21 protein-coding genes and 1 tRNA gene are annotated in these 26,199 nt (G+C 72.2%); 8 read left to right on the top strand and 14 right to left on the bottom strand.

The window, feature by feature from the left end; all coding sequences use genetic code 11:
- Positions 1–21: 21 nt before the first annotated feature.
- Positions 22–1,308: a tetratricopeptide repeat protein gene (locus ACZ6K0_RS14160; RefSeq protein ID WP_376405555.1), complete on the bottom strand. Its 1,287-nt coding sequence runs from the start codon at positions 1,306–1,308 to the stop codon at positions 22–24.
- Positions 1,309–1,533: 225 nt separating this feature from the next.
- On the opposite strand from ACZ6K0_RS14160, the gene ACZ6K0_RS14165 reads away from it, so the two are divergent.
- Both ACZ6K0_RS14165 and ACZ6K0_RS14170 read left to right on the top strand, forming a co-directional pair.
- Complete coding sequence (locus ACZ6K0_RS14165; protein WP_469233740.1) at positions 1,534–1,977, top strand: hypothetical protein; 444 nt, start codon at positions 1,534–1,536, stop codon at positions 1,975–1,977.
- A 49-nt stretch (positions 1,978–2,026) separates the two neighbouring features.
- On the top strand, positions 2,027–2,902 hold the full coding sequence (locus ACZ6K0_RS14170) for a spermidine synthase (RefSeq protein ID WP_376405559.1): 876 nt from the start codon (positions 2,027–2,029) through the stop codon (positions 2,900–2,902).
- A gap of 32 nt (positions 2,903–2,934) precedes the next feature.
- Here the strand turns inward: ACZ6K0_RS14170 and ACZ6K0_RS14175 are convergent, their stop codons facing one another.
- Positions 2,935–3,543 (bottom strand): hypothetical protein, encoded by a 609-nt coding sequence (locus ACZ6K0_RS14175; protein WP_376405561.1) that lies wholly within the window; start codon positions 3,541–3,543, stop codon positions 2,935–2,937.
- 123 nt (positions 3,544–3,666) lie between these two features.
- On the opposite strand from ACZ6K0_RS14175, the gene ACZ6K0_RS14180 reads away from it, so the two are divergent.
- The 3 genes from ACZ6K0_RS14180 (at position 3,667) to ACZ6K0_RS14190 (ending at position 7,498) form a co-directional block, all read left to right on the top strand.
- Positions 3,667–4,368, top strand: coding sequence for a response regulator transcription factor (locus ACZ6K0_RS14180; RefSeq protein WP_376405563.1), 702 nt, complete (start codon positions 3,667–3,669; stop codon positions 4,366–4,368).
- Positions 4,365–5,774: a sensor histidine kinase gene (locus tag ACZ6K0_RS14185; RefSeq protein WP_376405565.1), complete on the top strand. Its 1,410-nt coding sequence runs from the start codon at positions 4,365–4,367 to the stop codon at positions 5,772–5,774. Before ACZ6K0_RS14180 ends, ACZ6K0_RS14185 begins: the two co-directional genes overlap by 4 nt.
- A gap of 167 nt (positions 5,775–5,941) precedes the next feature.
- Complete coding sequence (locus tag ACZ6K0_RS14190) at positions 5,942–7,498, top strand: glycoside hydrolase family 18 protein (protein WP_469233734.1); 1,557 nt, start codon at positions 5,942–5,944, stop codon at positions 7,496–7,498.
- A gap of 117 nt (positions 7,499–7,615) precedes the next feature.
- On the opposite strand, the gene ACZ6K0_RS14195 is transcribed toward ACZ6K0_RS14190, so the two are convergent.
- The 6 genes from ACZ6K0_RS14195 to ACZ6K0_RS14220 all read right to left on the bottom strand — a co-directional run bounded on the left by ACZ6K0_RS14195 (position 7,616) and on the right by ACZ6K0_RS14220 (position 16,147).
- Complete coding sequence (locus ACZ6K0_RS14195; protein ID WP_376405570.1) at positions 7,616–9,265, bottom strand: bifunctional aspartate transaminase/aspartate 4-decarboxylase; 1,650 nt, start codon at positions 9,263–9,265, stop codon at positions 7,616–7,618.
- Between the two features lie 29 nt (positions 9,266–9,294).
- The gene (gene aspT / locus ACZ6K0_RS14200; RefSeq protein WP_469233732.1) at positions 9,295–10,998 is read right to left on the bottom strand and encodes an aspartate-alanine antiporter; all 1,704 of its coding nucleotides are present in this window, start codon (positions 10,996–10,998) and stop codon (positions 9,295–9,297) included.
- A gap of 9 nt (positions 10,999–11,007) precedes the next feature.
- Complete coding sequence (gene aspT, locus ACZ6K0_RS14205; RefSeq protein ID WP_376405574.1) at positions 11,008–12,690, bottom strand: aspartate-alanine antiporter; 1,683 nt, start codon at positions 12,688–12,690, stop codon at positions 11,008–11,010.
- A gap of 130 nt (positions 12,691–12,820) precedes the next feature.
- Entirely contained in the window at positions 12,821–13,645 is an 825-nt protein-coding gene (locus ACZ6K0_RS14210; RefSeq protein WP_376405576.1) for a carbohydrate ABC transporter permease, read from the bottom strand.
- Positions 13,642–14,613: a carbohydrate ABC transporter permease gene (locus ACZ6K0_RS14215; RefSeq protein ID WP_469233832.1), complete on the bottom strand. Its 972-nt coding sequence runs from the start codon at positions 14,611–14,613 to the stop codon at positions 13,642–13,644. Before ACZ6K0_RS14215 ends, ACZ6K0_RS14210 begins: the two co-directional genes overlap by 4 nt.
- A gap of 193 nt (positions 14,614–14,806) precedes the next feature.
- Positions 14,807–16,147, bottom strand: a complete 1,341-nt coding sequence (locus tag ACZ6K0_RS14220) for an ABC transporter substrate-binding protein (protein WP_469233729.1) — start codon at positions 16,145–16,147, stop codon at positions 14,807–14,809.
- Between the two features lie 201 nt (positions 16,148–16,348).
- Here ACZ6K0_RS14220 and ACZ6K0_RS14225 point away from each other — a divergent pair, with 201 nt between their 5' ends.
- Complete coding sequence (locus ACZ6K0_RS14225; RefSeq protein ID WP_469233727.1) at positions 16,349–19,057, top strand: cellulose binding domain-containing protein; 2,709 nt, start codon at positions 16,349–16,351, stop codon at positions 19,055–19,057.
- A gap of 57 nt (positions 19,058–19,114) precedes the next feature.
- On the opposite strand, the gene ACZ6K0_RS14230 is transcribed toward ACZ6K0_RS14225, so the two are convergent.
- The 4 genes from ACZ6K0_RS14230 to ACZ6K0_RS14245 all read right to left on the bottom strand — a co-directional run bounded on the left by ACZ6K0_RS14230 (position 19,115) and on the right by ACZ6K0_RS14245 (position 21,959).
- A tRNA-His gene (locus ACZ6K0_RS14230) sits at positions 19,115–19,187 on the bottom strand.
- 115 nt (positions 19,188–19,302) lie between these two features.
- The gene (gene orn / locus ACZ6K0_RS14235; protein WP_376405582.1) at positions 19,303–19,905 is read right to left on the bottom strand and encodes an oligoribonuclease; all 603 of its coding nucleotides are present in this window, start codon (positions 19,903–19,905) and stop codon (positions 19,303–19,305) included.
- A gap of 130 nt (positions 19,906–20,035) precedes the next feature.
- Positions 20,036–21,205, bottom strand: a complete 1,170-nt coding sequence (locus ACZ6K0_RS14240) for a helix-turn-helix domain-containing protein (protein WP_469233725.1) — start codon at positions 21,203–21,205, stop codon at positions 20,036–20,038.
- A gap of 409 nt (positions 21,206–21,614) precedes the next feature.
- Positions 21,615–21,959 (bottom strand): hypothetical protein, encoded by a 345-nt coding sequence (locus tag ACZ6K0_RS14245; RefSeq protein WP_376405586.1) that lies wholly within the window; start codon positions 21,957–21,959, stop codon positions 21,615–21,617.
- A gap of 345 nt (positions 21,960–22,304) precedes the next feature.
- On the opposite strand from ACZ6K0_RS14245, the gene ACZ6K0_RS14250 reads away from it, so the two are divergent.
- Together ACZ6K0_RS14250 and ACZ6K0_RS14255 are read left to right on the top strand one after the other, a co-directional pair.
- Entirely contained in the window at positions 22,305–22,826 is a 522-nt protein-coding gene (locus tag ACZ6K0_RS14250; RefSeq protein WP_024758120.1) for a universal stress protein, read from the top strand.
- A gap of 166 nt (positions 22,827–22,992) precedes the next feature.
- Positions 22,993–23,559, top strand: coding sequence for a GPR1/FUN34/YaaH family transporter (locus tag ACZ6K0_RS14255; RefSeq protein ID WP_376405589.1), 567 nt, complete (start codon positions 22,993–22,995; stop codon positions 23,557–23,559).
- Between the two features lie 264 nt (positions 23,560–23,823).
- Here the strand turns inward: ACZ6K0_RS14255 and glmS are convergent, their stop codons facing one another.
- Both glmS and ACZ6K0_RS14265 read right to left on the bottom strand, forming a co-directional pair.
- Positions 23,824–25,641 carry a glutamine--fructose-6-phosphate transaminase (isomerizing) gene (gene glmS / locus ACZ6K0_RS14260; protein WP_376405591.1) on the bottom strand — a complete coding sequence of 606 codons (1,818 nt, stop codon included), beginning with the start codon at positions 25,639–25,641 and terminating at the stop codon, positions 23,824–23,826.
- A gap of 55 nt (positions 25,642–25,696) precedes the next feature.
- On the bottom strand, positions 25,697–25,972 hold the full coding sequence (locus ACZ6K0_RS14265; protein ID WP_024758123.1) for a hypothetical protein: 276 nt from the start codon (positions 25,970–25,972) through the stop codon (positions 25,697–25,699).
- Positions 25,973–26,199 lie beyond the last annotated feature (227 nt).

A 26,199-nucleotide genomic window follows, 5' to 3' on the forward strand; every position in this document is an offset into this window, starting at 1 on the left:
GGCGGCCAGGCAGCCCCGCCGTCAGTACGCGGCGAGGACCCTGCTCGTCTCCGCGAGCATCCCGCGGATCCGGGCCGAGGCGATGCCTTCGAGGGAGTCCACGACGCGCTTCGCCTCCGCCGCCGCCTCGTCCGGGCGCCCGGCGTGCGCCAGGTCCTTGGCCAGATGGGCGCGGTAGAGCGCGAGGTTCCGGGCGAAGTACGGATTCTGCAGGACCGTGGCCCGGTGGGCGTGGCGGGCGGCGCGGCCCCAGTCGCCGAGGGCCGACCAGCACTGGGCCTCCAGGGCCTCCCGCTCGGGCTCGCCGAAGAACGACATCCACTCGGGGTCGCCGTCGGAGGGCCCCCGGTCGAAGTGCCCGTGGGCGCGGCCGAGGGCCTGCTCGCAGGCGGACCGGTCGCCGAGCCCCGCCCACGCGGCCGCCTCCCGCAGCGAGAGCAGCGAGAGCAGCCGGGCCGAGTCGAGGGGCTGCGCGGCCCGCAGCCCCGCCTGGGCCGCCCGGACGGCCTCCCGGTACTTGCCGGTGTCCCGGGCCAGGAACGAGGTGTTGCAGAAGGCGTGCGCCTCCAGGGCCGCGTTCCCCGAGACCCGCGCGGTGGCGAGGGCCTCCGCGTAGTGCGAGCGCGCGTCCTCGTGGCGGCCCGAGTCGTGGGCGAGCCAGCCGACGGAGAGGGACAGCTCGCCGGCGCCCGCGTGCAGCCGGTCCTCGGTGGAGCGGCGGGTCATCGTTCCCGTGTCGAGCAGCGCGTACGCGGTACGGAGCGGCTGCGCGGCCACCTTGTAGAGCCCGTCGGCGCCGTGCCGGTCGTCGAGCAGACGGATCTGCCGTACGGCCTCCTCGACGGCCCGGACCTCGGCCTCGCCGATCCTGTGGGTGCCGCGGGGGGCGGGGATCGCGACGACGGGGCCGCCGAGTCCCAGCGAGGCGGCCGCCAGGGTGGCGGAGCCGCTCGTCATGAATGCGCGACGCAGCACGTCGCTCTCCTCATCGTTCCGGGTCGTGATCGCGGCGGGAGGCGGAGCCCCGGCCGGGGCGGCCTGCCGCCGGCCGCGTACGGTCTCGCGCGCGGAGAAGCCCAGGTCGGAGAGGCCGAGTCCGGGGAACATGTGCAGGAAGACCCGCTCGTACGCGTAGTTGGGGCAGCGGATCTCGCCCGCTTCCACGCGCCCGATGTAGCGGGCGTCGCACGCGACCTGTTCGCCGATCTCCCGCGCCGCCCGGCGGACAGCCGCGGCGAACTCCGCCGGCGAGTGCTGTCCGCGGAGCCGGCGGAAGGCGAGATTGGGAACTGCCCGTGACATCGCCATGGCCGAGCCCTCTCCTGGTGCTGCCGGGTGGTCCGGCGGCAAGAACGTACCTGCTGTGACCGGATGCGTACGCTGAGTTTGGCTACAAATCGGATATCTCGCCTGCGATCTGCCATGAACTGCCATCCTTTGCAGCGGCATGCCGCCGTAGCCGTTGACGCGCACGGGCGTTGAACCGTAAGGGAGAGACGGAACGTGTCTCCTCTGGAGCGAGGAGGGGTCCCCATGACGGACATCGGTTCGCAGTCGGCCACGTGGCACGCACCCGCCCCGGACGGCGGCGCCCCCCAGCCCCCCGCCGAGCCCTGGGACCTGGTGACCGTGCCGGTCCGGCAGGGCCTGGAGGCCGTCGACATCCTGCGCCGCGGCAGCGCCCCCGCGGTCGGCCCGGTGGTGCACGACGGGGCCTGCGACACCCTCGGCTTCCTCGTCCCGCCGGGCACGGCCGCGGCCTGGGACATGCCGGGCAGCGCGTGTACGCGGACCTCGGGGCGCGGGCTCCGCCTCCCCGAGCTGCCGGAACTGCCCGAACCGACGGGCGACACCCCCCGCCCGGCCGGCTGGCTGCTGCCGCCGGGGGACACCGACCCCGTCACCGACCCGGTCGTGCTGCGCGAGGCGCTCGGCGAGGCGGCCCGGCTCATCGAAGCGGCCGACGGCTGCCACTGAGCCCCCTCGGCGGGCGTACCGGCGGGGTCGTGCCGGAGATGCCCCGATAATGGGGACCGTGGCCAGGAACAAACAGCGTGACCGGGCGGCCTCCGCCGCCTCCGTCGCCGAGACCGTCGACGGCGGGCTCGCCGAACTCATACCCGACCGGGAACGTCCGCGCGCCTGGACGCTGCTCATCGACGGCGCCCCCCAGTCGCACGTCGACCTCGACGACCCGGCCCACCTCTCCTTCGAGTACCAGCGGCGCCTCGGCCACATCGCCGACCTCACCGCCCCGCCGAACCGGCCGCTCCAGGTCGTGCACCTCGGCGGCGGCGCCTTCACCCTCGCCCGGTACGTCGCCGCGACCCGGCCCCGCTCCACCCAGCAGATCGTCGAGCTCGACGGGCCCCTGGTCCAGCTCGTCCGCCGGGAACTGCCCCTCGACGCGGGGGCGCGCATCCGGGTCCGCTCCACAGACGCCCGCGCCGGACTCGCCAAGGTGCAGGACGGCTGGGCGGACCTCGTCATCGCCGACGTGTTCAGCGGGGCCCGCACCCCGGCCCACCTCACCAGCACCGAGTTCCTCGGCGAGGTGCGGCGGGTCCTGAAGCCCGGCGGCTTCTACGCGGCGAACCTCGCCGACGGCCCGCCCCTGACCCATCTGCGCGGCCAGATCGCCACGGCCGCCGCCGTCTTCCCCGAACTCGCGCTGACCGCCGACCCCACGGTGCTGCGCGGCCGCCGCTTCGGCAACGCGGTGCTGCTCGCCTCCGACCGCGAGCTGCCGGTGGCCGAGCTCACCCGCCGGGTCGCCACCGATCCGCACCCGGGCCGGGTGGAGCACGGCCGGGAGCTCGCCGACTTCGCCGGCGGAGCGGCCCCCGTCACCGACGCGAGCGCCAAGCCCTCGCCCGTACCGCCCGCGTCCGTCTTCCGCTGAGCCGGGGGCCGGGGGCCGGGGGCCGGGGCCGGTCAGGTCTGCCGGTCCTCGATCTCCACGCGGGGCGCGCTGTCGTGCCACAGGCAGAAGACCGAGAGCTCGCGGCCGCCCTGGGTGAAGGTGACCCGGATCCACGTCGGCTGCTTCCACACCTGCATCTGCCAGCCGGACGCGGGCGTCGCCGAGACCAGCTCGGCGGACGTCTCGCCGAGGTCGAACGTGACTCGGCCGCCGTCGACCGTGTAGCTCTTCACCGAGGAGGCGGAGGCGGCCGCGCCGGTGGTGGCGGGCGCGGGCGTGGTGGTGGCGGGCGCCGCGGCCGTGGTCTCCGGCCGGCCGGAAGGAGGCGAAGCGGGGGCCGAAGAGGGGGTGGCGGAGGTCGTGCGCCGCTCGCTCGGCGTGGACTTCGGGGACGGCGGCGCCGAGGCCCCGGGGGTCTCGGAACCGTGCGTCGAGGAGGTCAGCGGATCACCGCCGGACACGGCCGACGCGTCCTCGGTGGTGCCGACCGGCAGCGGCAGCGCGCGCGGGGGGTCGTACACCGTGCCGGACAGCACCGTGTGCACTCCCCACCAGGACAGGGTGACCGCCGCGCCGGTGGCGAGCGACCAGGCCAGGGCGTGAACGAGTCCTCTTCGCACCGGCCCATAGTGCACCACCCTGTGAGCAGCGGTACGCGAGGGTGGGCCTGGGGCGTGCCCGGCGGATCATGACCGGGGTCGCCCCTGCTCACCTGTTCCCCCGAATGGCGTACGGTGCGGCCCATGGCAAGTGTGCTCGTGGTCGAGGACGACCAGTTCGTGCGCTCCGCCCTCATCCGCCAGCTCTCCGAGGCCTCCCACACGGTACGGAGCGTCGGTACGGCTCTGGAGGCGTTGCGCGAGGTCGCCCATTTCCGTTTCGACGTGGTCATCCTGGACCTCGGACTGCCCGACCTGGACGGGTCCGAGGCGCTCAAGATGCTGCGCGGAATCACCGACGTACCGGTGATCATCGCGACCGCCCGGGACGACGAGGCCGAGATCGTACGGCTCCTGCACGCCGGTGCGGACGACTACCTCGTGAAGCCCTTCTCGGTGGACCACCTCTCGGCCCGCATGGCGGCCGTCCTGCGCCGGGCGCGGTCCGCCGCCGGCGAGGCGCCCCCCTCCCGGGCCATCCGGGTCGGCGGGCTCACCGTCGACCCGCTGCGCCGTCAGGCGGAGCTGGACGGGGCGCCGTTGGACCTCACCCGGCGCGAGTTCGACCTGCTGGCCTTCCTCGCCGGGCGGCCCGGTGTGGTCGTCCCGCGCAAGGAGCTGCTCGCCGAGGTGTGGCAGCAGTCCTACGGCGACGACCAGACCATCGACGTCCATCTGTCGTGGCTGCGCCGGAAGTTGGGGGAGACGGCCGCCAGGCCCCGCTACCTGCACACCCTGCGCGGCGTGGGCGTGAAACTGGAGCCGCCCCGGGAGCCGCAGCCGTGAGGTGGGCGCTCGTCAAGGTGTCGCTGGCCGTCACCGTCATGGTCGTCGTCGCCTTCGCCGTACCCCTCGGGCTCGTCGTCAAGGAGATGGCCCGCGACCGGGCCTTCTCCAACGCCGAACGGCGGGCCGCCGGGCTCGCCCCCGTCCTCGCGATCACCACCGACCGCCAGGAGCTCGACAAGGCCGTCGCCACCACCGAGGACGGGGCCGCCGGGCGGCTCGCCGTCCACGTGCCCGCCGAGGACTCGGGCGGGACCGCGCTGGAGATCGGCACCCGCAGGGCCGACGCGGAGGAGCTCGCCGCCACCCGCCGGCTCGGCCGGGCCTCCATCGCCGAGGTGCCGGGCGGCTTCGCGCTGCTCCAGCCCACGGCGCTCAGCAGCGGAGAGGTCGCCGTCGTCGAACTCTTCGTCCCCGAGGGCGAGGTCACCAACGGTGTCGCCACCGCCTGGCTGGTCCTCGCGGGGGTCGGCATCGCGCTGATCGTCGGCTCCGTCGCCGTCGCCGACCGGCTCGGCGTCCGCATGGTCCGGCCCGCCCAGCGGCTCGCGGGCGCCGCCCACGACCTCGGCGAGGGCCGGCTCGGCGCGCGCGTGCCCGAGGAGGGCCCGCCGGAGCTCAAGTCGGCGGCCGTCGCCTTCAACTCGATGGCCGACCAGGTCGTCCAGCTCCTGGCCAACGAGCGCGAGCTCGCCGCCGACCTCTCCCACCGGCTCCGCACCCCGCTGACGGTGCTGCGGCTCAACGCGGCCTCGCTCGGCTCGGGTCCGGCCGCCGAGCAGACCCGGGCCGCCGTCGAGCAGCTGGAGCGCGAGGTCGACATCATCATCCGTACGGCCCGGGAGGCGAAGCCGCAGACCCAGGCGACGGGTCCCGGCGCCGGCTGCGACGCCGCCGAGGTGGTCCGCGAGCGGATGGACTTCTGGTCGGCGCTCGCGGAGGACGAGGGACGGCGGGTACGGGTCGCGGGCGTCGAGCGTCCGGTACGCATCCCGGTGGCCCGCCCCGAACTCGTCGCCGCCCTCGACGCCCTCCTCGGCAACGTCTTCCGGCACACCGCCGAGGGCACCGCCTTCTCCATCGACGTCCACAACGGCGACGACGCCGTCATCGTCCTGGTCTCCGACGCGGGCGCCGGCATCGCCGACCCCGCCGCCGCCCTGGCCCGCGGCAACAGCGGGGGCAGGCCCGGCTCGACGGGCCTCGGCCTGGACATCGTGCGACGGATGGCCGAGGCCACCGGCGGAGACGTCGCCATCGGGCACTCCGTGCTCGGCGGCACCGAGGTCCGCGTCTGGATCGGGCTCGACGGGCGCCGCGCGGGCGCCACGACGGGCCGCCGCGGCCACCGCCCGGCCCGCCGCCGCCGCGGCGGCACGGGCACCCGCCGGGCCGCCGACGCCTGAGCGGAACGGGGTGCGCGGGGCCGAACCTTTCGTGGTTCCGATGCCTTCCTTAAGCGGAGCCTAAGAATCCCAACCCCTGGCCGATCGTGGCTATTTGTCCCTTTCCCAGTCGCTAGCGTGCTGCCGCACCCCACCCCCACACCCCGGCACACAGAGGCAGGCACGCGATGGGCACCAGTTCGCACCGGCGCAGGGCGAGCACCAGGACCAAGGTCGTCGGAGCCGTCGTCGCGGCGGCGATCGCCGGCGGCACCGCCTTCGCGCTCGGCGGTACCGCGCAGGCCGCCGCCGTCGGCGCCGCGTACACCCGGACCAGCGCCTGGGCCGGCGGCTACACCGGCCAGTACGTCGTCACCAACGAGACGACCACCACCCAGAACGACTGGACGCTGGAGTTCGACCTCCCGGCGGGGACGGCCATCGGCTCCCTCTGGAACGGCGAGTACACCGTCTCCGGCGGCCACGTCACCGTGCGGCCCGCGAGCTGGAACAAGCGGCTGGCACCCGGCCAGTCCGTCACCGTCGGCTTCGTGACCTCCGCCGCGGGCGCGGCGGGCGATCCGGTCGACTGCCTCATCAACAAGGCCGCGTGCTCCGCCGGAGGCCCCGCCCCCACGCCCAGCGGGCGCCCCACCGAGCAGCCCACCGCGACCGCCTCCCCGCAGCCGACGGCCACGGCCACTGCCACGGCGACCGCTTCCCCCAAGCCGACCGCCACCGCCACGGCGACCGTGAAGCCGACCCCGACGCCGACCCCCACGGCCACGGCCACGGCCACGGTGAAGCCCACCCCGACCCCCACCGCGACGGGCGGCCCCGCCCCCGAGCCCACGGCCGCCAAGTACGCCCCGTACGTCGACACCTCGCTCTACCCGACGTACGACCTGCTCGCGACCGCCGACGCCACCGGCGTGAAGGAGTTCAACCTCGCCTTCATCACCTCCGGCGGCTCCTGCGCCCCGCTCTGGGGCGGGGTCACCGACCTGGCGAACGACAAGGTCGCGGCCCAGATCGGCGCCCTCCGCGCCAAGGGCGGTGACGTCCGCGTCTCCTTCGGCGGCGCCGCCGGCCACGAGCTGGCCCTGAACTGCTCGTCCTCCTCGGCGCTGGCCGCCGCGTACGGCAAGGTCATCGACCAGTACAAGCTCACCAAGGTCGACTTCGACGTCGAGGGCGCGGCCCTGCCGGACACCGCCGCCAACACCCGCCGCTCCCAGGCGATCGCCCAGCTCCAGCAGACCCACCCGGGTCTGAACGTCTCCTTCACCCTGCCGGTCATGCCCGAGGGCCTGACGCAGCCGGGCGTGGCGCTGCTCGCCGACGCGAAGAAGAACGGGGTCCGCGTCGACGCCGTCAACATCATGGCGATGGACTACGGCCCGGCGTACAGCGCGGACATGGGCACGTACGCGATCCAGGCGGCCACCGCCACCCAGGCCCAGGTCAAGGGCGTCCTCGGGCTCTCGGACGCGGCCGCCTGGAAGGCCGTCGCGGTCACCCCGATGATCGGCGTGAACGACGTCGCGAGCGAGGTCTTCCGGGTCGACGACGCCACGCAGCTCGTCGACTTCGCGAAGTCGAAGGGGATCGGCTGGCTCTCGATGTGGTCCTCGACCCGTGACAAGCAGTGCGCGGCCGGCGCCGTGAACTACGCCGACGCCACCTGCTCGTCGATCCTCCAGCAGCCCCTGGCCTTCACGAAGGCCTTCGCCGCCTACAAGTAGCCCGCCGGCCGCAGGCCCCCGCAAGGCCACCCCCGTCAGCCGCCCCCGTCCCCCCACAGCGCGCGCCCCGGCCGAGACACCCCACCCCGGCCGGGGCGCGCTCCCCTTCCCGGAGCCTCAGGCGCGGGAGGCCTTCCACTCCTCCGCGTAGTCGTTGAAGATCGCCCGCAGGTGGTGGCCGATCTTCAGGTAGTCCAGGTCGTCGAGGTTGGCCAGGGAGACGCGGACGGACCACTCGGGGCCGTCGAAGCCGCCGCCGTTGAGGAGGACGACGCTGGTCTGCTCGGCCAGCCGGAACAGCGGGTCCACCGGCTCGTAGTTCTTCTCCAGGAAGGCCGCGAAGTCCTTCCCGTGGACCCGTTCGGCCTCCGCGATCAGGTCGAGCTCGATGTAGTACCCGGCCCGCTTCGGGTCGTCGGCGATCTTCATCTGGGCGCCTTCGAGGAGCAGGTCGAGGCGCTGGCGCACGATGGCCCGGATCTTCTCCTTGTACGCCTGGCCCTCGTCCAGCATGTCGAAGAGGGAGAAGAGCGACATCATCACCTGCTGGGGCAGCGAGAGCCCGGCGGTGTGGTTGAGGGCGACCTGCCGGGAGTCGGCGACGAGCCGGTCGATGAACCGGATCTTCCCGGGCTCCAGGCTCAGCGTCCCGTACCGCTTGTCCAGCCGGTCCTTCTCCGCCTGCGGCAGGTTCGCGATCATCCCGTCGATGACGTTGTCGTCGTGGAGGCCGATGACGCCGAGCCGGTGGCCGGTGCAGCCGTAGTGCTTGGAGTACGAGTACACGAGGAGCGTGTTGCGGGGGAGGTCCGCGGCGAGCGAGCGGAAGCCCTCGACGAACGTGCCGTACACGTCGTCCGTGACGAGCAGCAGGTTCGGGTTCCGCGTGGCGACGATGTCCTTGATCTGGTCCGCGACCCGCCGGCTCAGCGCGAGCGACGGCGGGTTGGACGGGTTGACGAGGCAGACCAGCTTCACCGACGGGTCCGCCAGCTTGGCGACCTCCTCCTCGGGGTAGCGCCACTCGCGCACGCCGGTCTCCGCGAAGAGGCTCGCGTGGACGTTGACGACGTCGAACTCGTACGTGTCGAGCTCGGGGATCTCGATGTACGGGGTGAAGACCGGCACCATCAGGGCGATCTTGTCGCCCTTCTTCAGGATCCCGTTCTTCATGAGGGAGTCGAAGATGTAGCACATGGCGGCCGTGCCGCCCTCGGTCGCGAAGAGCGACAGATTGCCGGCCGGCGGGCGCTTGTCGAACATCTCGTCGTGCACGTAGCCGCGGACGATCTGCTCGGTGTGGGCCAGGATCCGGTCCGGCACCGGGTAGTTGTCGCCGATCGTGCTGTCGGTCAGCTCGTGGACGAAGGCGTCCTTGTCGAAGCCGAAGCGCTCGACGGCGTACGCGACGCAGTCCTGGAGCATCTCGACGCCGGGCAGGTCCGGGTGCTGCCGGACGAAGGTGTCGAAGCGGGTGCCGGAGCCGGCGAGTTCGGGCATGCCGCCGAGGTTGTCGGCGGTCCACACGCGGCGCGACTCGGAGAGCGCGAAGTAGCCGAGCGCGTAGAACGCCTCGCGGGGGCCGGTGGCGACCCAGTTGGGGTTGCCGCGGCCCGCGTTGAGCATCTGGGCCTGCGACTTCTCCTTCTGGCCGGGCTTGTCGGCCTGCGCGGCCTGCGCGATCTGGATGAACTTGTCCTTCAGCTCGAACGGCGAGAGCTGCGCGAAGGACTGGATCTCCTCGCGGGTGAAGGTGGTCTTGGGCACGGCTCGTCCTTACTGGTGAGGGGTTCGCGTCAGTGGTTGAGGATGACGATCACGGCACCCCAGATGGTCAGCAGGACGTTGCCCACCGCGTAGGGGATCGTGTAACCGAGCGTCGGGATCTGCGACTTGGACTGTTCGTTGATCGCGCCGATCGCCGCGGTCGTCGTCTGGCCGCCGGCCAGGACGCCCATCAGGATCGGGAAGCGGATCTTCTGGACGTAGTGGCCGTACAGGAAGCCCACGATCAGCGGGATCACCGTCGCCACCGCGCCCCAGACCAGCAGTCCCCAGCCGGCTGTCGACAGGCCGCTGGTGAAGCTGGGGCCGGCGTTGATGCCGACGACCGCGACGAAGAGGCAGAGGCCGAGGGTGTCCATGAACCACTGGGCGCCGGGCGGCACGTTGCCGTACGTCGGGTACTTGCCGCGGATCCAGCCGAAGACCAGACCCATGATCAGCGCGCCGCCGGAGGTGGAGAGCGAGATCGGCACGCCCGACACGGTGAGCGCCGGGATGCCGATGCAGCCGCCGAGGAAGATGCCGAGGCCCACCCAGAGCATGTCGGTGGCGAAGGAGGTCGGCACGGGCTTGCCGATCGCCTTGCCCGCCGGGTCCACGAGCCGCTTCGGGCCCGTCAGGACGACCGTGTCGCCGCGCTCCAGGGCCGTGGAGAGCCGGTACGGGAACTCCGCGCCCGAGCGGTAGATCTTGTCGATGTACACGCCGACCATGAAGGGCTCGCGCCGCAGGTCGGCGACCGTCTTGCCGAGCTGCGCCTTCTCCGAGGCGACGACGTGCAGCGACTCGGTCTGGTAGCCGAGCAGCTCGACGTCGTCGGTCTCCGGGCCGATGTGGGTCCGGGCGTCGAACTCGACGAGCGAGCCGCGCAGCGCGCTGACGGCCACGACGTCGCCCTCGCGGAGCACCGTCGACTGCGTGTGGTCGATGATCTTCCCGTCGCGCCGCACCCGCGTGAGGTAGATGCGGTGGCCGAGCTCCCGCTGCTGGTTCTCGAAGTCGTCGATCGTCCGGCCGACGAGGTCGGGGCGGTCGATGCGGTACGCGCGGAGGACGACCTCGTAGTAGCCCTCGGCCAGGTCGGGGTCGTCGCCCGGCGCGTCCAGCTCCTTGGCTAGCTGCGCCGACTCGGCGGCCAGGTCCCGCTTGTAGAGCTTGGGCAGGACGTTGGCGAGGAGCATCGCGCAGAGGATCGTGCCGAGCGGGTACGTGACGGCGTAGCCGATCGCGACCAGGTTCTCCTCGTTCTTCATCTGGTCGGCGGAGAGCCCCGGCAGGTTGCCGATGGCGTCCTGGGCGACACCGATGACGGCGGACTGGGTGAGCGCGCCGCCGAGGAGACCGGCCGAGAGCCCGGGGCCGTACCCGAGCATCACGGCGAAGCCCCAGGAGACGAGCAGACCCGTCACACAGACGATGACCGCGTTGAGGACCTGCGGCAGGCCGTCCTTCTTCAGGCCGCGGAAGAACTGCGGGCCGACCTTGTAGCCGAGGGCGAAGAGGAACATCGTGAAGAAGAGGTTCTTCACCGTGCCGTCGATCGTGACCTTGAACTGCGCGCCGAGCAGCAGACCGGCGACCAGACAGCCGGTGACGGCGCCCAGCGCGATCGCCTTGTAGCGGAGCTTGCCGAAGAGGAAGCCGAGCGCGACCGTGATGAAGATCAGCAGCTCGGGGTGGGGCTGGAAGATGTTCCGGTTGAGGAAATCGATCATGGGTTCCTCTCACGCTCCGAGGATGCCGACGAGCAGGGGGCCGGTCAGCGGAAGCAGGAAGTTGGAGAGCGTGTACGTGACCGTGTAGCCGAGCATCGGTACCGAGCTCTGGGCGACCTGGGTGATCGAGGTGATCGCGGGCGTCGAGCACTGCTGGCCCGCGATGGCGCCGATGAGCAGCGGCTTCTCGATCTTCAGGAACTTGCGGCCGACGATCAGCGAGATCGTCGCCGGCACCAGGACCATCGCGATCCCGGCGAACGGCAGCAGCGCCCCGTACTCCTTGAGCAGCGGCCAGGCCTGCGGGCCGGAGATCAGACCCGTACAGGCGATGAAGATCGCGAGGCCCATGTCCTTGAGGGTGGTGGCGGCCTGCGGCGGGAAGGCGCCGAAGGTCTGCGTGCGGGAGCGGAACCAGCCGAAGAGCAGGCCCGAGATGAGGCAGCCGCCGCCCGTGCCGAGCGACAGCGGGACGTCGCCGAACTCGACCACGACCTGCCCGAGGAGCGAACCGCAGACGATGCCGAGGCCCAGGTAGATGAAGTCCGTGGCGTCGTTCTTCACGACCGCGCCGACCTTGGACGCCAGCTTCCCGAGGCCCGAGCGGGAGCCGACCAGGGTGAGCACGTCACCGCGGCCGACGACGGTCTCCGGGGTCGCCGGCAGATGCTGTTCGTTGCGCACCACGTCCGTCACGTACACCCCGCCGGAGGAGAACTCCGGGTGCTCCTTGAAGAGGGTGTCCAGGGACTTGTCGACGATGCTCTTGTCGGTCAGCGAGACCTCGGTGGTGGCGAGCGGGGTGTCCAGGCCGGGGACGGCCGGGGTCTCCGGTCCGATGACCCGCCCCGCCTCGATGATGTTCGCCCGCCGGCCGACCGTCAGCACGAGGTCGGAGAGGGTCAGCTCGAAGTCGGGCGGGGGAGGGGTGAGGACCTTGCTGCCCCGCTTCACCGCCTCGATCGTGACCCGGTCGCCGAGCCGCCGCTCCAGGTCGCCGACCTTGGCGCCGTCCGCGAGGGTGACCAGGAACGTCCGGCCGACCATGCCCGGGAGCGCCTCGCGCTCGTCGGACTCCAGACCGCCGCCGGAGCCGCGCATCTTCTCCCACAGCTCGCGCGAGGCGTCGCGGAGGTTGATCCGCAGCATCATCGGCATGATCTGGCTGGTGTAGATGACGATGGTGACGAGGCCGAAGAGGTAGCAGACCGTGTACGCGGTGGCCACATGGCCCTGGTACTCGCTGATCTGCGCCTGCGTCAGGTCGGAGAGGTTGCCGATGGCCTCCGTGGCCGTACCGACGACCGCGGACTCGGTGGCGGCCCCGGCGAGGATGCCGGCGGCAGTGCCGACGTCGAGGTCGAAGGCCTCGGCGAGGCCGAGGGCGATCCCGACGACGCAGACGACCTCGATGAGGCAGAGGGCGAAGAAGCGCAGGCTCTTCTTGTTGAGGTTGGAGAAGAACTGCGGCCCCGCCATGTAGCCGAGCGAGAAGATGAAGAGCGCGAAGAAGATCGTCTTCACGTCGTCGGAGACGGTGACCTTCGTCCAGGCGCCCACGAGCAGCGAGACGATCAGGGTGCCGCAGATGCCGCCGAGCGTGATGGGACCGACCCGGAGCTTGCCGACGAGGTAGCCGGCCGAGAGGCAGAGGAAGAGGGCGAGTTCGGGATTGTCACGCAGGACTCCCATCCGCCGTCACCTCACCCAAGGGGGGAGAAAAAGTAAGAAGTTCGGACATAAGGGGAAGTTAACAGGGGGTACGGCGGAAGTGGATCACCGCCTCACCCGTCCGGGTGATGGGCGCCTGTTCGAGTGCGCCTCACCCCTTCACCGCACCCCGCATCACCCCGCCCACGATGTGCCGCCCGAACAGCGCGAGGACGACGAGCAGCGGCAGCGTCCCGAGCAGCGCCCCCGCCATCACCACCGACTGGTCGGGCACCGTCCCCCGCCCCAGGCCCGTGAGCGCCACCTGCACCGTCGGGTTCCCCGTCTGCGTCAGGGCGAGGACCGGCCAGAAGAAGTCGTTCCAGGCCGCCACGAACGACAGCATCCCGAGGACCGCCATCGCCGGACGCGCCGCCGGCAGCACCACGTGCCACACCGTCCGCAGGGTCCCCGCCCCGTCCATCCGGGCGGCCTCCAGGACCTCGGACGGCAGCGCCCGCCGCAGGTGCTGGAGCATGAAGAAGACCCCGAAGGCGGAGACGAGCGAGGGCAGGATCACCGCCTGGAGCTCGTCCGTCCAGCGCAGCCGCGCGATCAGCAGATAGAGCGGGACGACCCCCAGTTGGGGCGGGATCAGCATCGTCCCCGCCACGAGCACGAGCAGCGTGCCCCTGAAGCGGAACCGCAGCTTGGCGAAGGCGAACCCGGCGAGCGTCGAGAAGAGCACCGTCCCCGCCGCGACCGCCCCGGCGACCAGCGCGGTGTTCGCCAGCGCCTCGCCCAGCCGGGCGTCGGTCCAGGCGAGCTCCAGGTTCCGGGGCAGGTTCCGCCCGAACCGGAAGGGCGGCGGCGTGGCCGCGAGCCGCGTACCGGTCCGCGAGGCGGCGACCGCCGTCCACAGCAGCGGGAAGACCGAGACGGCGGTGAAGAGCGCGAGCAGCGCGTACGTGCCCCAGCCGGCCCGCTCCGTCCTCACGAGACCCGCCCCCGGCGCCGCCCGAGACCGCCGCGCAGCAGCCGTACGGCCCCGAACAGCGCCACCAGGACGAGCAGCATGGCCCAGGCGATGGCCGCGGCCCGCCCCAGATGGAGGTTCACCCAGCCCTGCTCGTACAGATAGAGCCCGAGGGTCTGGAACTGGTGATCCGCGCCACCGGACGCACCGGCCCCGCTCCCGAACAGCAGCGGCTCGCCGAAGAGCTGGGTCGCGCCGATCGTCGAGACCAGCGCCGTGAAGAGGAGCGCGGGCCGGAGCCCGGGCAGCGTCACGTGCAGGAACTGGCGCCACCGCGACGCCCCGTCGAGCGCCGCCGCCTCGTACAGCTCGCGCGGGACCGTCTGCATCGCCGCCAGATAGATCAGCGCGTTGTAGCCGGTCCAACGCCAGACCACGATCGACGACACCGCGAGCTTCGACGCCCACGGGCCGTTCTGCCAGTCCACCGGGGGCAGCCCGGCCGCCCCCAGGGCCCAGTTGGCCATCCCGTGGTCCCGCCCGTAGAACAGCGCGAAGACGAGGGTCGCGGCGGCGACCGAGGTGGCGTACGGGGCGAGCGCCACGACCCGGAAGACCCCCCGGCCCCGCAGCCGCACGTCGAGGAGGTGCGCGACGCCGAGGGCGAGCAGCAGCTGCGGGACGGTGGAGAGGACGCCGATGACGACGGTGTTCACGAGGGCGTTCCAGAAGAACGCGTCGTCGAGCAGCCGCGCGTAGTTGTGCAGCCCCACCCACTCCGCCTCGGCGGGCGCCGTCAGCTCGACCCGGTGCAGCGAGGTCCAGGCGGTGGCGAGCAGCGGGAACGCCCCGAAGGCCCCGAAGAAGAGAAAGAACGGCGCGACGAGCACGTACGGCGCCCAGCGCGAGCCGACGGGGGTACGCCGGGGGCGACCGCGCACCCCGAGACCCCGGGAGGGGGCGGCGGTGGCGGCGGTGGCGGCTCCGATTCCGGCCTCGGGTCCGGGTCCGGCCTCGGCCCGGTCTCTGGCCCCGGCCCCGGCCCGGTCTCCGGTTTCGGCTCCGGGTCCGGCGGGCCCCGGGCCGGGCGTCGGCGGTGGCGGGTCGGCCGGTCGTCGGGGCTCCGGTGGGTCGGTCGGTTCCGGCGGGTCCGTGGGCGTCTGTGTCTCCGTCACCGCGCCCTCACCGGTCCAGCGCGTTGTCGATCGCCTTCATCGCGGCCCGCCAGGCCGACTCCGGCGGGCGGCCCGTCTGGTCGACCTGGAGCATGCCGACGTCCGCCAGGGTCTGGGCGACGAGGGCGTCCTTCGGGCCGACCGGGGCCCGGGGGACGCCCCGGGCCGCCGCGGCGAAGACCGCGCCGACCGGGGCGTCGCCGAAGTACGGGTGCCGCGCCTCCGCGACCGCCGGGAGCGCGTACGAGGCCGAGGCGCTCGGGAAGCTGCCGCGCCGCTCGAAGAGCACCGCCTGCTGGGCGGGAGCCGTCAGCCAGGCCGCGAGCCGCGCCGCCTCGGCGCGGTGCCGCCCGGCGGACGGCACGACGAGGAACGAGCCGCCCCAGCTGCCCGGCCGGGGCGCCGCCGCCACGTCCCACCGGCCCCGCCCGGCCGGGCCCGCCTTGTCCTGGATGTAGCCGAGCATCCAGGCGGGACAGGCGACCGTGGCGAACGCGCCGTTCGCGAAGGCCTGGTCCCAGCCGGGCGTGAACTGCTGGAGCCGGGCCGTCAGCCCCTGCCGGGCGAACGCGGCGCCGAGGTCCCACGCCTCCCGTACGGCCGGGTTGACCGCCACGATCAGGTCGCCCCGCTCGTCGTAGTACCGGAGCGCCGCGCTGCCCGTGACCGCCGCCATCACCCCGGAGGCGGAGTCCGTGAACGCCGTGCCCTCCGGGGCCCGCTCGCGGTAACGGACCCCGGCAGCCAGGTACTTGCGCCAGTCCCCGGCCCACAGCCGCCCCACCGCGCCCCGCTCGGTCGGCAGTCCGGCGCGGGCGAAGAGGTCCTTGCGGTAGCAGACGGCCTGCGGCCCGATGTCGGTGCCGAGCGCGAGCGTGCGCCCGTCGGGGGCCGTGCCCTGCGCCCACTTCCATGGCAGGAAGGCATCCCGGTCGACGCCCGGCGCCGAGCCGAGCGCGTCCAGCCGGCCCGCCTGCGTGGCGAGGACCTCCGCGATGTTGCCGACCTCGACGGCCTGCACGTCGGCGAGGCCGGAGCCGGCGGTGAGGTGGGTGAGCAGCTGCGGGTAGTAGACGTCGTTGCGGGTGAGGGAGGTCTGCCGGACCGCGACGTCCGGGTTCAGCCGCATGTACGTGTCGTAAAGACCGGCCTCCTGGAGGCCGAACGTGCCGAACACCCCGACGGTGAGCGTGATCCGCCGCCCGCCCCCGTCCACCGGCTCCCGCACCGGGACGCCCGCCGCGGGCGGCGCGGCGGGGTCGGTCGCGCAGCCGCCGGCGAGCGCCACGCCCAGGAGGAGGGCGAGGGCGAGCACGGCGACGGGCCCGTTCCTCCTCCTGCTCCCCATGGGCCCCGACCGTAGTGCGGCCCCGTCCGGGCGGCGGGGGACAGCTCGCCGGGCCGCGCGGAATCCACCCGCCCGCACCACCCTCCCGGCCGTACGCGGCGGGCGCGTCGTCGAACGTCTTCGACGACTCCCGGACCTTGACCGTGTTCTGACCCCGACTCAATAGTGGGAGCGCTCCCACTCATCTTCGACGGGATACCCATGCGCAGAACACGCCACCTCCTCGCGGGCCTCGCCCTGACCGCGGGCCTCCTCACGGCAGCGGCGCCGAACGTCACAGCGGCGTCCGCCTCCGCCAAGCCCACCTCCCCCGAGCCCGCCTCCGCCGCACCCGCCTCCGCCGCCCCCAGCGCCTCGTACACCTGGAAGAACGTCCGTGTCGACGGCGGCGGCTTCGTCCCCGGCATCGTCTTCAACCGGACCGAGAAGGACCTCGTCTACGCCCGCACCGACATCGGCGGCGTCTACCGCTGGAACCAGGCCGGCGCCTCCTGGACCCCGCTCCTCGACTCCGTCGACTGGGACCACTGGGGCCACACCGGAGTCGTCGGCCTCGCCTCCGACACCGTCGACCCCGACCGGCTGTACGCGGCGGTCGGCACGTACACGAACGACTGGGACCCCGGCAACGGCGCCGTCCTCCGCTCCGCCGACCGGGGCGCCACCTGGCAGCGCACCGACCTCCCCTTCAAGCTCGGCGGCAACATGCCGGGCCGCGGCATGGGCGAGCGCCTCGCCGTCGACCCGCACAGGAACAGCGTGCTCTACCTCGGCGCGCCCAGCGGCAACGGCCTGTGGCGCTCCACCGACTCCGGCGTCACCTGGTCGAAGGTCACCACCTTCACCAACCCCGGCGGATACCAGCAGGACCCGACCGACACCAGCGGCTACGACTCCGACGAGCAGGGCATCGTCTGGGTCACCTTCGACGAGTCCACCGGCACCGCCGGCACCGCGACGAAGACGATCTACGTCGGCGTGGGCGACAAGGACAACGCCGTCTACCGTTCCACCGACGCCGGCGTCACCTGGGACCGGCTGCCCGGCCAGCCCACCGGCTACCTCGCCCACAAGGGCGTCCTCGACGCGCGGAACGGCCACCTCTACCTCGCGTACAGCGACAAGGCCGGCCCGTACGACGGCGGCAAGGGCCAGGTCTGGCGGTACGCCACCGCCACCGGCGAGTGGAAGAACATCAGCCCCGTCGCCGAGGCCGACACCTTCCACGGCTTCAGCGGCCTCACCGTCGACCGCCGGAAGCCCGGCACGGTCATGGTCTCCGCCTACAGCGCCTGGTGGCCCGACACCCAGATCTTCCGCTCCACCGACTCCGGCGCCACCTGGACCAGGGCCTGGGACTACACCTCGTACCCGACCCGCGCCGACCGCTACACGATGGACGTCTCCTCCGTCCCCTGGCTGACCTGGGGCGCCACCCCGGCCGCGCCCGAACAGACCCCGAAACTCGGCTGGATGACCGAGGCCCTGGAGATCGACCCCTTCGACTCGAACCGCATGATGTACGGCACGGGCGCCACCATCTACGGCACCCAGGAACTCACCCGGTGGGACACGGGGACGAACTTCACCATCAGGCCCATGGTGAAGGGACTTGAGGAGACCGCCGTCCTCGACCTCGTCTCCCCGCCCTCCGGCGCCCCGCTCATCAGCGCCCTCGGCGACATCGGCGGGTTCCGCCACACGGACCTCGCCACCGTCCCGTCGATGATGTTCACCTCCCCGAACTTCACCTCCACGACCAGCCTCGACTACGCCGAGACGAACCCGAACGCGGTCGTCCGCTCCGGCAACCTCGACGGCGGGCCGCACATCGCCTTCTCCGCCGACAACGGCGCCGACTGGTCCCCGGGACAGGACCCTTCCGGCGTCACCGGCGGCGGCACGGTCGCCGCGTCCGCCGACGGCGGCCGGTACGTGTGGAGCCCGGACGGCACCGGCGTCCACACGGGCACCGGAGGCGCCTGGACCGCCTCCACCGGCATCCCCGCCGGCGCGACCGTCGAGTCCGACCGCGTCGACCCGAAGACCTTCTACGGCGTCAAGGACGGCACCTTCTACGCCAGTACGGACGGCGGCGCGACCTTCACCGCCCGCGCCACCGGCCTCCCGGCCAAGGGCAACGCCCGCTTCAAGGCCGTCCCCGGCAGGAAGGGCGACATCTGGTTCGCCGGCGGCGCCGCCGACTCCGCCTACGGCCTCTGGCACTCCACCGACGGCGGCGCGACCTTCACCCGGGTCTCCGGCGTCGACCAGGCCGACACCGTCGGCTTCGGCAAGGCCGCACCCGGCGCCACGTACCCCGCGCTCTACACGAGCGCGAAGATCGGCGGCGTACGGGGCGTCTTCCGCTCCACCGACGCGGGCGCGAGCTGGGTCCGGATCAACGACGACGCCCACCAGTGGGGCTGGACCGGCGGCACGATCACCGGCGACCCCCGGGTCTACGGCCGCGTGTACGTCTCCACCAACGGACGCGGCATCATCTACGGCGACACCGCGGAGACCGGCGGCGGCACCGACCCCACGGACCCCACCGACCCCACGGACCCCACCGACCCGCCCGCCCCCTCCGGCGCCTGCAAGGTCGCCTACAAGGTCACCCACCAGTGGCAGGGCGGCTTCCAGGCCGACGTCACCCTGACCAACACCTCCACCACCGCCTGGACCGGCTGGGCGCTCGGCTGGGAGTACCTCGCGGGACAGCGCATCGGCCAGATGTGGAACGCGACCCCGACACAGACGGGCACCGGCGGCACCGGTGTGACCACCGTCACCGCCCGGAACGTCGGCTGGAACGGCCCCGTCGCCGTCGGCGCCTCGGTCTCCTTCGGCTTCACGGGCACCTGGACCGGCACCAACCCGCCCCCGACGGTCTTCGCCTGCGGCTAGCGGCACACGAAAACGACCGAGGCCCCGGTTCTTTCGAACCGGGGCCTCGGCCTTCAGGGTGAGTAACGGGACTCGAACCCGCGACATCCTGGACCACAACCAGGTGCTCTACCGTCTGAGCTATACCCACCATGACCGGCGATTTTCTCGGGTTTCCCCGACCGGCCGAGAAGAAGTCTACAGGGTCCTGGGGGGTGCTCGCGCCCGCATTGATTCCGGACGCGAGCGACCCCGTTCGGACGGGTCTACTCCGTCGGCGCGGAGTGGCGCGCGGCGATCCGCTTCGCGGTCTCCGAGTCCGGTCCGGGCTGCGGGACGAAGACCGCCTCCCGGTAGTAGCGCAGCTCCGTGATGGAGTCGCGGATGTCGGCGAGCGCCCGGTGGTTGCCGTTCTTCTCCGGACTGTTGAAGTACGCCCTCGGGTACCAGCGGCGGGCCAGCTCCTTGACCGAGGAGACATCGACGATCCGGTAGTGCAGGTGGCCCTCCAGGGCAGGCATGTCCCGAGCGAGGAAGCCGCGGTCTGTGGAGACCGAGTTCCCGCACAGCGGCGCCTTGCCGGCTTCCTTGACGTGCTCGCGGATGTACGCGAGGACCTGGGCCTCCGCGTCGGCGAGCGTGGTGCCGCCGGCGAGCTCGTCGAGCAGTCCCGAGGCCGTGTGCATCTGGCGCACGATCTCGGGCATGGTCTCCAGGGCCGCGTCCGGCGGGCGGATCACGATGTCCACCCCGTCGCCGAGCACGTTCAGTTCCGAGTCGGTGACCAGTGCGGCCACCTCGATGAGTGCGTCGTCCGTCAGCGAGAGCCCGGTCATCTCGCAGTCGATCCACACCATGCGATCGTTCATGCGTCCACCTTAGGGGGTGTCACCCCCAGGTGCCTTTCCCCCGGGGGAGCGGCCGACGGGCGCCCGGGGGAGGTGTCCCCGGGCGCCCGTCGGTCCTGCGGTGCGCCGCTTGTGGCCGCGCGGGTCATCGTTACGGCGCGCTGCGCTGGCCCGGCAAGGAGGGGCGGCCGGGAGCGTAGGCGTCCGCGTGCGGCTTCCCCTGCTCCAGCGGGGAGACCGGGCGCCGCATGCCGGCGGCGACCTGGGCGGGCACGGCGGAATCGAGCACCACCGTGCCGACCTCACCCTGCGGTCGCCTGGCCCGGTACGCGGCCCGGTAGGCGGCCGGCGAGGAGCCGAGCTGGCGCCGGAAGTGGCCGCGCAGCGCCACCGGCGAGCGGAAGCCGCACCTGCCCGCGACCTCGTCGACCGAGTAGTCGGAGGTCTCGAGCAGCCGCTGCGCCTGGAGCACCCGCTGCGTGATCAGCCACTGGAGCGGGGCGGAGCCCGTCAGCGAGCGGAACCGGCGGTCGAAGGTCCGCCGTGACATGTACGCGCGCGCGGCCAGGGTCTCCACGTCGAACTGCTCGTGGAGGTGCTCCAGCGCCCAGGCGACGACCTCGGCCAGCGGGTCGGCGCCGATCTCCTCTGGTAAAGACCTGTCGAGGTAGCGCTCCTGACCGCCGCTGCGCCGCGGCGGGACGACCAGCCGGCGCGCCAGCGCGCCCGCGGCCTCGGTGCCGTGGTCGGTCCGCACGATGTGCAGACACAGATCGATTCCGGCCGCGGTGCCGGCGGAGGTGAGGACGTCGCCGTCGTCGACGAAGAGCTCCCGCGGGTCCACGTGGACCGACGGGTAGCGCTTGGCGAGCGTCGGCGCGTACATCCAGTGCGTGGTCGCCGGCCGGCCGTCGAGCAGGCCCGCCGCGGCGAGGACGAAGGCCCCCGTGCAGAGGCCGACGATCCGCGCGCCCTCCTCGTGGGCGCGGCGCAGCGCTTCGAGCGCCTCCGGCGGTGGCGGCGAGGTGATCGACCGCCAGGCCGGCACGACGACGGTCCCGGCGCGGCCGATGGCCTCCAGACCGTACGGCGCGGTGAGTTCGAGCCCGCCGGTGGTCCGCAGCGGTCCGTCCTCGCCGGCGCAGACGAGCAGCCGGTAGCGGGGCACGCCGGCGTCCTGCCGGTCGATGCCGAAAACAGAGAGCGGGATGGAGCTCTCGAAGATGGGGCCGCCGCTGAACAGCAGCACCGCGACGACTTCGCGACGGCGGCGCCCGGACAGCTTCCGTGCGACCTCCGGTGCGGTGGAGTCCTGGCTCATGACGCTAAGCCCCCCTCGGTGTTCGCGTCTCCCTGGTCGTGTCGCTCCTGCACGTTTCCCCTCGGTTTTGCACGAGACCCCAGTCTTCGGTACCCATGATCGAATCTACTGTGTCCCGTGGCACCGGCGTGACAAGTTCTCCATCCGGTGGATTGTCGACAAGGCCACTTGGCGCGAAGCGATCGATCGCGAAGCGTTCCACCTGGCGGCCGCCAAGGGAAGGGGCGGCGCCGTGAACGCCCGGTGGGCGTAGGGGGTGGGGCCGTATTCCGGGGCTTCGGGGGCTGTCGGCGCCGGGGTTGGCCAACCGTTCCGCCAAGGACTCGCCGGAGAATGGAAGTTGGCTGAAAACATATGGGTTCGGGTGTGCGAACCTGTCAACTCGAAGGGGGTCGGACGCGTCCCCGGCTCAGTTTCGGTGCCTGGTTCGTACGGTTTCGGCCCGTAGTCCGCGCTCCGAGCGGCGCAGCAGCAGCCGGCACGCCGCCGTCACCGAGACGAGTCCCAGCGCGGTCCCGGCGGCTCCGCCGATCGAGGTGCCGTAGACGACGAGCACCACGGGCACGAGGACGCAGCAGAAGACCGCCCACCGGACGACGTCACCGGCCGCGTCCGAGGTTCCTGTCCCGGCGCCCGTGTCCCGCTCCCTGCCCGGACCCGCCGACGCGGTCGCGGGCGCGATCACGGTCGCGGTCGCGGCGGCGGGGACGGATCCGGTGGAGGTCTGGCCTGCGGCGGTCGATGGTGCGGGCACGGGCGGTCTCCCTACGACGGTGGGCTGGACCTGTGGGGAACGAGGAGTGGAACGTTCCGGTCACTGTGGGCGACGTCCGTTTGGCCCCCGTACGGACGCCTGTAGGGCACAACCGGCATTGCCAGATCGCGAACCCCTCGGGCATGCTCCCTGGGACGCCGTGCGCGAGCGGGGCGTGCGCCGGGGAGTGGCACGGCGGGCTCTGGGCAGGAGAGGAGTGTCGCCGTACCCTTGGGGGTATGGGCTTGGGAAGATGATTCCCGGACACAGCTCCGCCGCCACCCGTTGTTCCGCCCCCTCCTTTCCCCGTCCCTTCCCACGAGGACTCTCTTCGCCGAGACACCGATGGCCGGTCACGAATTCCCCGAACCCGCGGACCGCAAGCGCGTCGCCGACTCCACGGTCGACCCCCTCGCGGTAGAACAGCCACGCCACTCCTGCGACCCGGCCTTCCGGCACGGGGTGGTCGTCGGTTTCGACGGCTCCACGTCCAGTGAGAGAGCCCTCGCGTACGCCATCGGCATGGCCCGCCGCTCCGGGTCCGGCCTGATCATCGTGCATGTGGCCAATCGGCTGCCCACCACGGTGTGGGCCGGCTGCGAGCCGCCGGTCTTCGTCGACGTACCGGATCACCGCACCGAGGTCCTCGGTCTGGAGCTGGCCTGCGCCGAGCACCTCTCCGAGGTGCCGTGGATCCTCGTCGAGCGCGGTGGCGACATCTGTCACGAGCTGGAGGAGGTCGGCCGCGAGTACTCGGCCGACGCGATCGTCGTCGGCTCCACCCACGGGATCGTCGGGCGGATCTTCGGCTCGGTGGCCGGCCGCCTCGCGCGTCGCGCCCAGCGGCCCGTGATCGTCATCCCGTAGGACCCCCTTCGCGGCGGCTCGCTTCCGTGCTCCGATCCCCAACTGGCGTGCACCGGACAATAATTCGGCCTTCCTCAGGTGAATTGTGCGCTTGTGAAGGGTAGATAAGGGTCACCGGATCACAGCAGCTCACGCAGCACGTCTGCACTCCTGAAGGGAGCCCGCCGTGGACAACGAAGTCGCCGCGGGGAACAGCACCTCCACTCTCGGCAACCTCGCACTCGGACTGACCCTGCTGGCCTTCGGGCTGGGCGGGACGGGTGTCATCGACAACGTCGCGGCAGCGGATGCCGCGGGCCTCGCCACCTGGGTCGGCGGGGTGGCGCTCTTCCTCGTCGGACTGCTCGCCCTGCGCGGCGGCAGCACCGGTGAGGGCACGGCGTACGCGGCGCTCGGCGCCTTCTGGTTCACCTGGGGGACCGCCGTCGGCGGCGGGGCCTCGGCGGACGCCGTGGGGCTCTTCATGCTCCTGTGGGCGCTTCTCGCGCTCACGCTGACGATGGCGGCCGCGGGGAGCGGTCTGTTCGGACAGGGCGTGTACGGGCTGCTGTTCGTCGCGCTGCTGCTGATCGGCATCGGCGCGCTGGCCGACAACGGCGGCCTCGCGAAGGCGGGCGGCTGGGTCGCGGCCGTCGCGGGCTTCGCCGCCTGGTACGGCGCCACGGCCGCGGTGGCGGGCTGGCCGACGGCCCTCCGGCGCTCGGCGGGCACGAGCGCCCCGGCCGCGGGGTGACCACGAGCGCCGGCGAGTGAGCCGAAGGGGCGCGCGGCTGTCGAAAGGGAGAGCGCGCGGAGGTCCCGAGGAACGAGGGATCGAGCACGGTCGACCGTCGGCAGTCGCACCAGCGCCCCGGAGGCGAACCGAGCCCCGAAAAAATGAGAACGGTCCCTGTCGCACCTGGGTGTGCGACAGGGACCGTTCTCGTGTCCGGTCGAACCGCCGGGGGACAGGCCCGGCGGTGCGGTGCGGGTCGGGGGGACAGGCCCCGACCGGCTGCTACTCGACCGTGACGGACTTGGCCAGGTTGCGCGGCTTGTCGATGTCGCGGCCCATGGCGAGCGCCGTGTGGTAGGCGAGGAGCTGGAGCGGGATGCCCATCAGGATCGGGTCCAGCTCGTCCTCGTTCTTCGGCACGACGATGGTGTGGTCGGCCTTCGCCTGCGGCTGGTGCGCGACCGCGAGGATGCGGCCGCTGCGGGCCTTGATCTCCTCCAGGGCGGCGCGGTTCTTCTCCAGCAGGTCGTCGTCGGGGACGATCGCGACCGTCGGCAGGGCCGGCTCGATGAGGGCGAGCGGGCCGTGCTTCAGCTCGGAGGCCGGGTACGCCTCGGCGTGGATGTAGGAGATCTCCTTCAGCTTGAGGGAGGCCTCCAGGGCGACGGGGTAGCCGCGCACACGGCCGATGAACATCATCGACTGGGCGCCCGCGTACTCCGCGGCGATCTTCTTGATCTCGTCCTCGGTCTCGAGGATCTCGCTGATCTGCGCGGGCAGCTTGCGCAGGCCCTCGATGATCCGCTTGCCGTCGGTGACGGACAGGTCGCGGATGCGGCCCAGGTGCAGGGCGAGCAGCGCGAAGGCGGTGACCGTGTTGGTGAAGCACTTGGTGGAGACGACGCAGACCTCGGGGCCCGCGTGGACGTACACGCCGCCGTCGGCCTCGCGGGCGATGGCGGAGCCGACGACGTTCACGACGCCGAGGACGCGGGCGCCCTTGCGCTTGAGCTCCTGGACGGCCGCGAGGACGTCGTACGTCTCACCGGACTGGGAGACGGCGATGTAGAGGGTGTCGGGGTCCACGACCGGGTTGCGGTAGCGGAACTCCGAGGCCGGCTCGGCGTCGGCGGGGATGCGGGCCAGGGACTCGATGAGCCCGGCGCCGATGAGGCCGGCGTGGTACGAGGTGCCGCAGCCGAGGATCTTGATGCGGCGGATGGTGCGGGCCTCGCGGGCGTCGAGGTTCAGGCCGCCGAGGTGCACGGTGGAGAAGCGGTCGTCGATCCGGCCGCGCAGCACGCGGTCGACCGCGTCGGGCTGCTCGGAGATCTCCTTGTGCATGTACGTGTCGTGGCCGCCCATGTCGTAGGAGGCGGCCTCCCACTCGACGGTCTCGGGGGTGGCCGTGGTGGTGGTGCCCGAGGTCGTGTACGTACGGAAGTCGTCGGCCTTGAGGGTGGCCATCTCGCCGTCGCCGAGGGTGACGACCTGGCGGGTGTGGGCGATCAGGGCGGCGACGTCGGAGGCGACGAGCATCTCCTTCTCGCCGATGCCGAGGATGACCGGGGAGCCGTTGCGGGCGACGACGATGCGGTCGTTGAAGTCGGCGTGCATCACGGCGATGCCGTAGGTGCCCTCGATGACCTTGAGCGCCTCGCGGACCTTCTCCTCCAGGGTGGTGGCCTGGGAGCGGGCGATGAGGTGGGTGATGACCTCGGTGTCGGTCTCGGAGGCGAAGACGACGCCGTCCGCCTCCAGCTTCGCGCGCAGCTCCTGGGCGTTGTCGACGATGCCGTTGTGGACGACCGCGACCTTGTTCTCGGGGTCCAGGTGCGGGTGCGAGTTCACGTCGCTGGGGGCGCCGTGGGTGGCCCAGCGGGTGTGGGCGATGCCGGTGGTGCCGGAGAAGCGCTTGGGGACGCGGGCTTCCAGGTCACGGACCCGGCCCTTGGCCTTGACCATCTTCAGGCCGGTGGCCTTCGGGCTGGTGATGACCATGCCCGCGGAGTCGTAACCGCGGTACTCCAGACGTGCCAGGCCCTCAAGGAGCAGGGGGGCGACGTCGCGCTTTCCGATGTAACCGACAATTCCGCACATAAAGGTGAAACCCCTCCAGGTTGGTGACAGGTGCTGCTGCTCGGCCGTAGGCGGTTCAGCCGTAGACGATGCGGCGCAGTTGCCGGAGCGAGAGCTCCGGTGGCGCCACGGCCCGGTGCGGCAGCTCCGCCGCGATCCGTTCGAAGATCTCGGCGTTCACGGCCCCGCCGGACTGCAGTTCGCGGTGGCGGCGGCGGACGAACTCCTCGGTCGTCTCGTCGAAGTACGCCAGCACGTCGAGCACCACCCGGGCGGCCTCACCGCGCTGGAGCGCGGTGCTGCGGACCAGATGGTCGACGAGGTCGTCATGCGACGGGCGGCGTTCGAGCACCCGTGAATACTGAGGGGTACCGCGGCCCCTATGCAAGAATCCTGCCCGAAATCGGGCAGGCGTGTCCTGTTCGGGAGCGGAAACGAGGAGATTGGTCCAGACCTTGACCCGGAGTGGGGGTGGCGGTACGCATGGTTGCCGACGGGATATAGAGAACTGAAGAACAACAGGACGTCGGAAGAGCGGGCGTCGGAGCCGTGCCGATCACCCGAAGACGTGTCGATCAC

The sequence above is a fragment of the Streptomyces sp. NPDC042346 genome, from assembly GCF_055581845.1.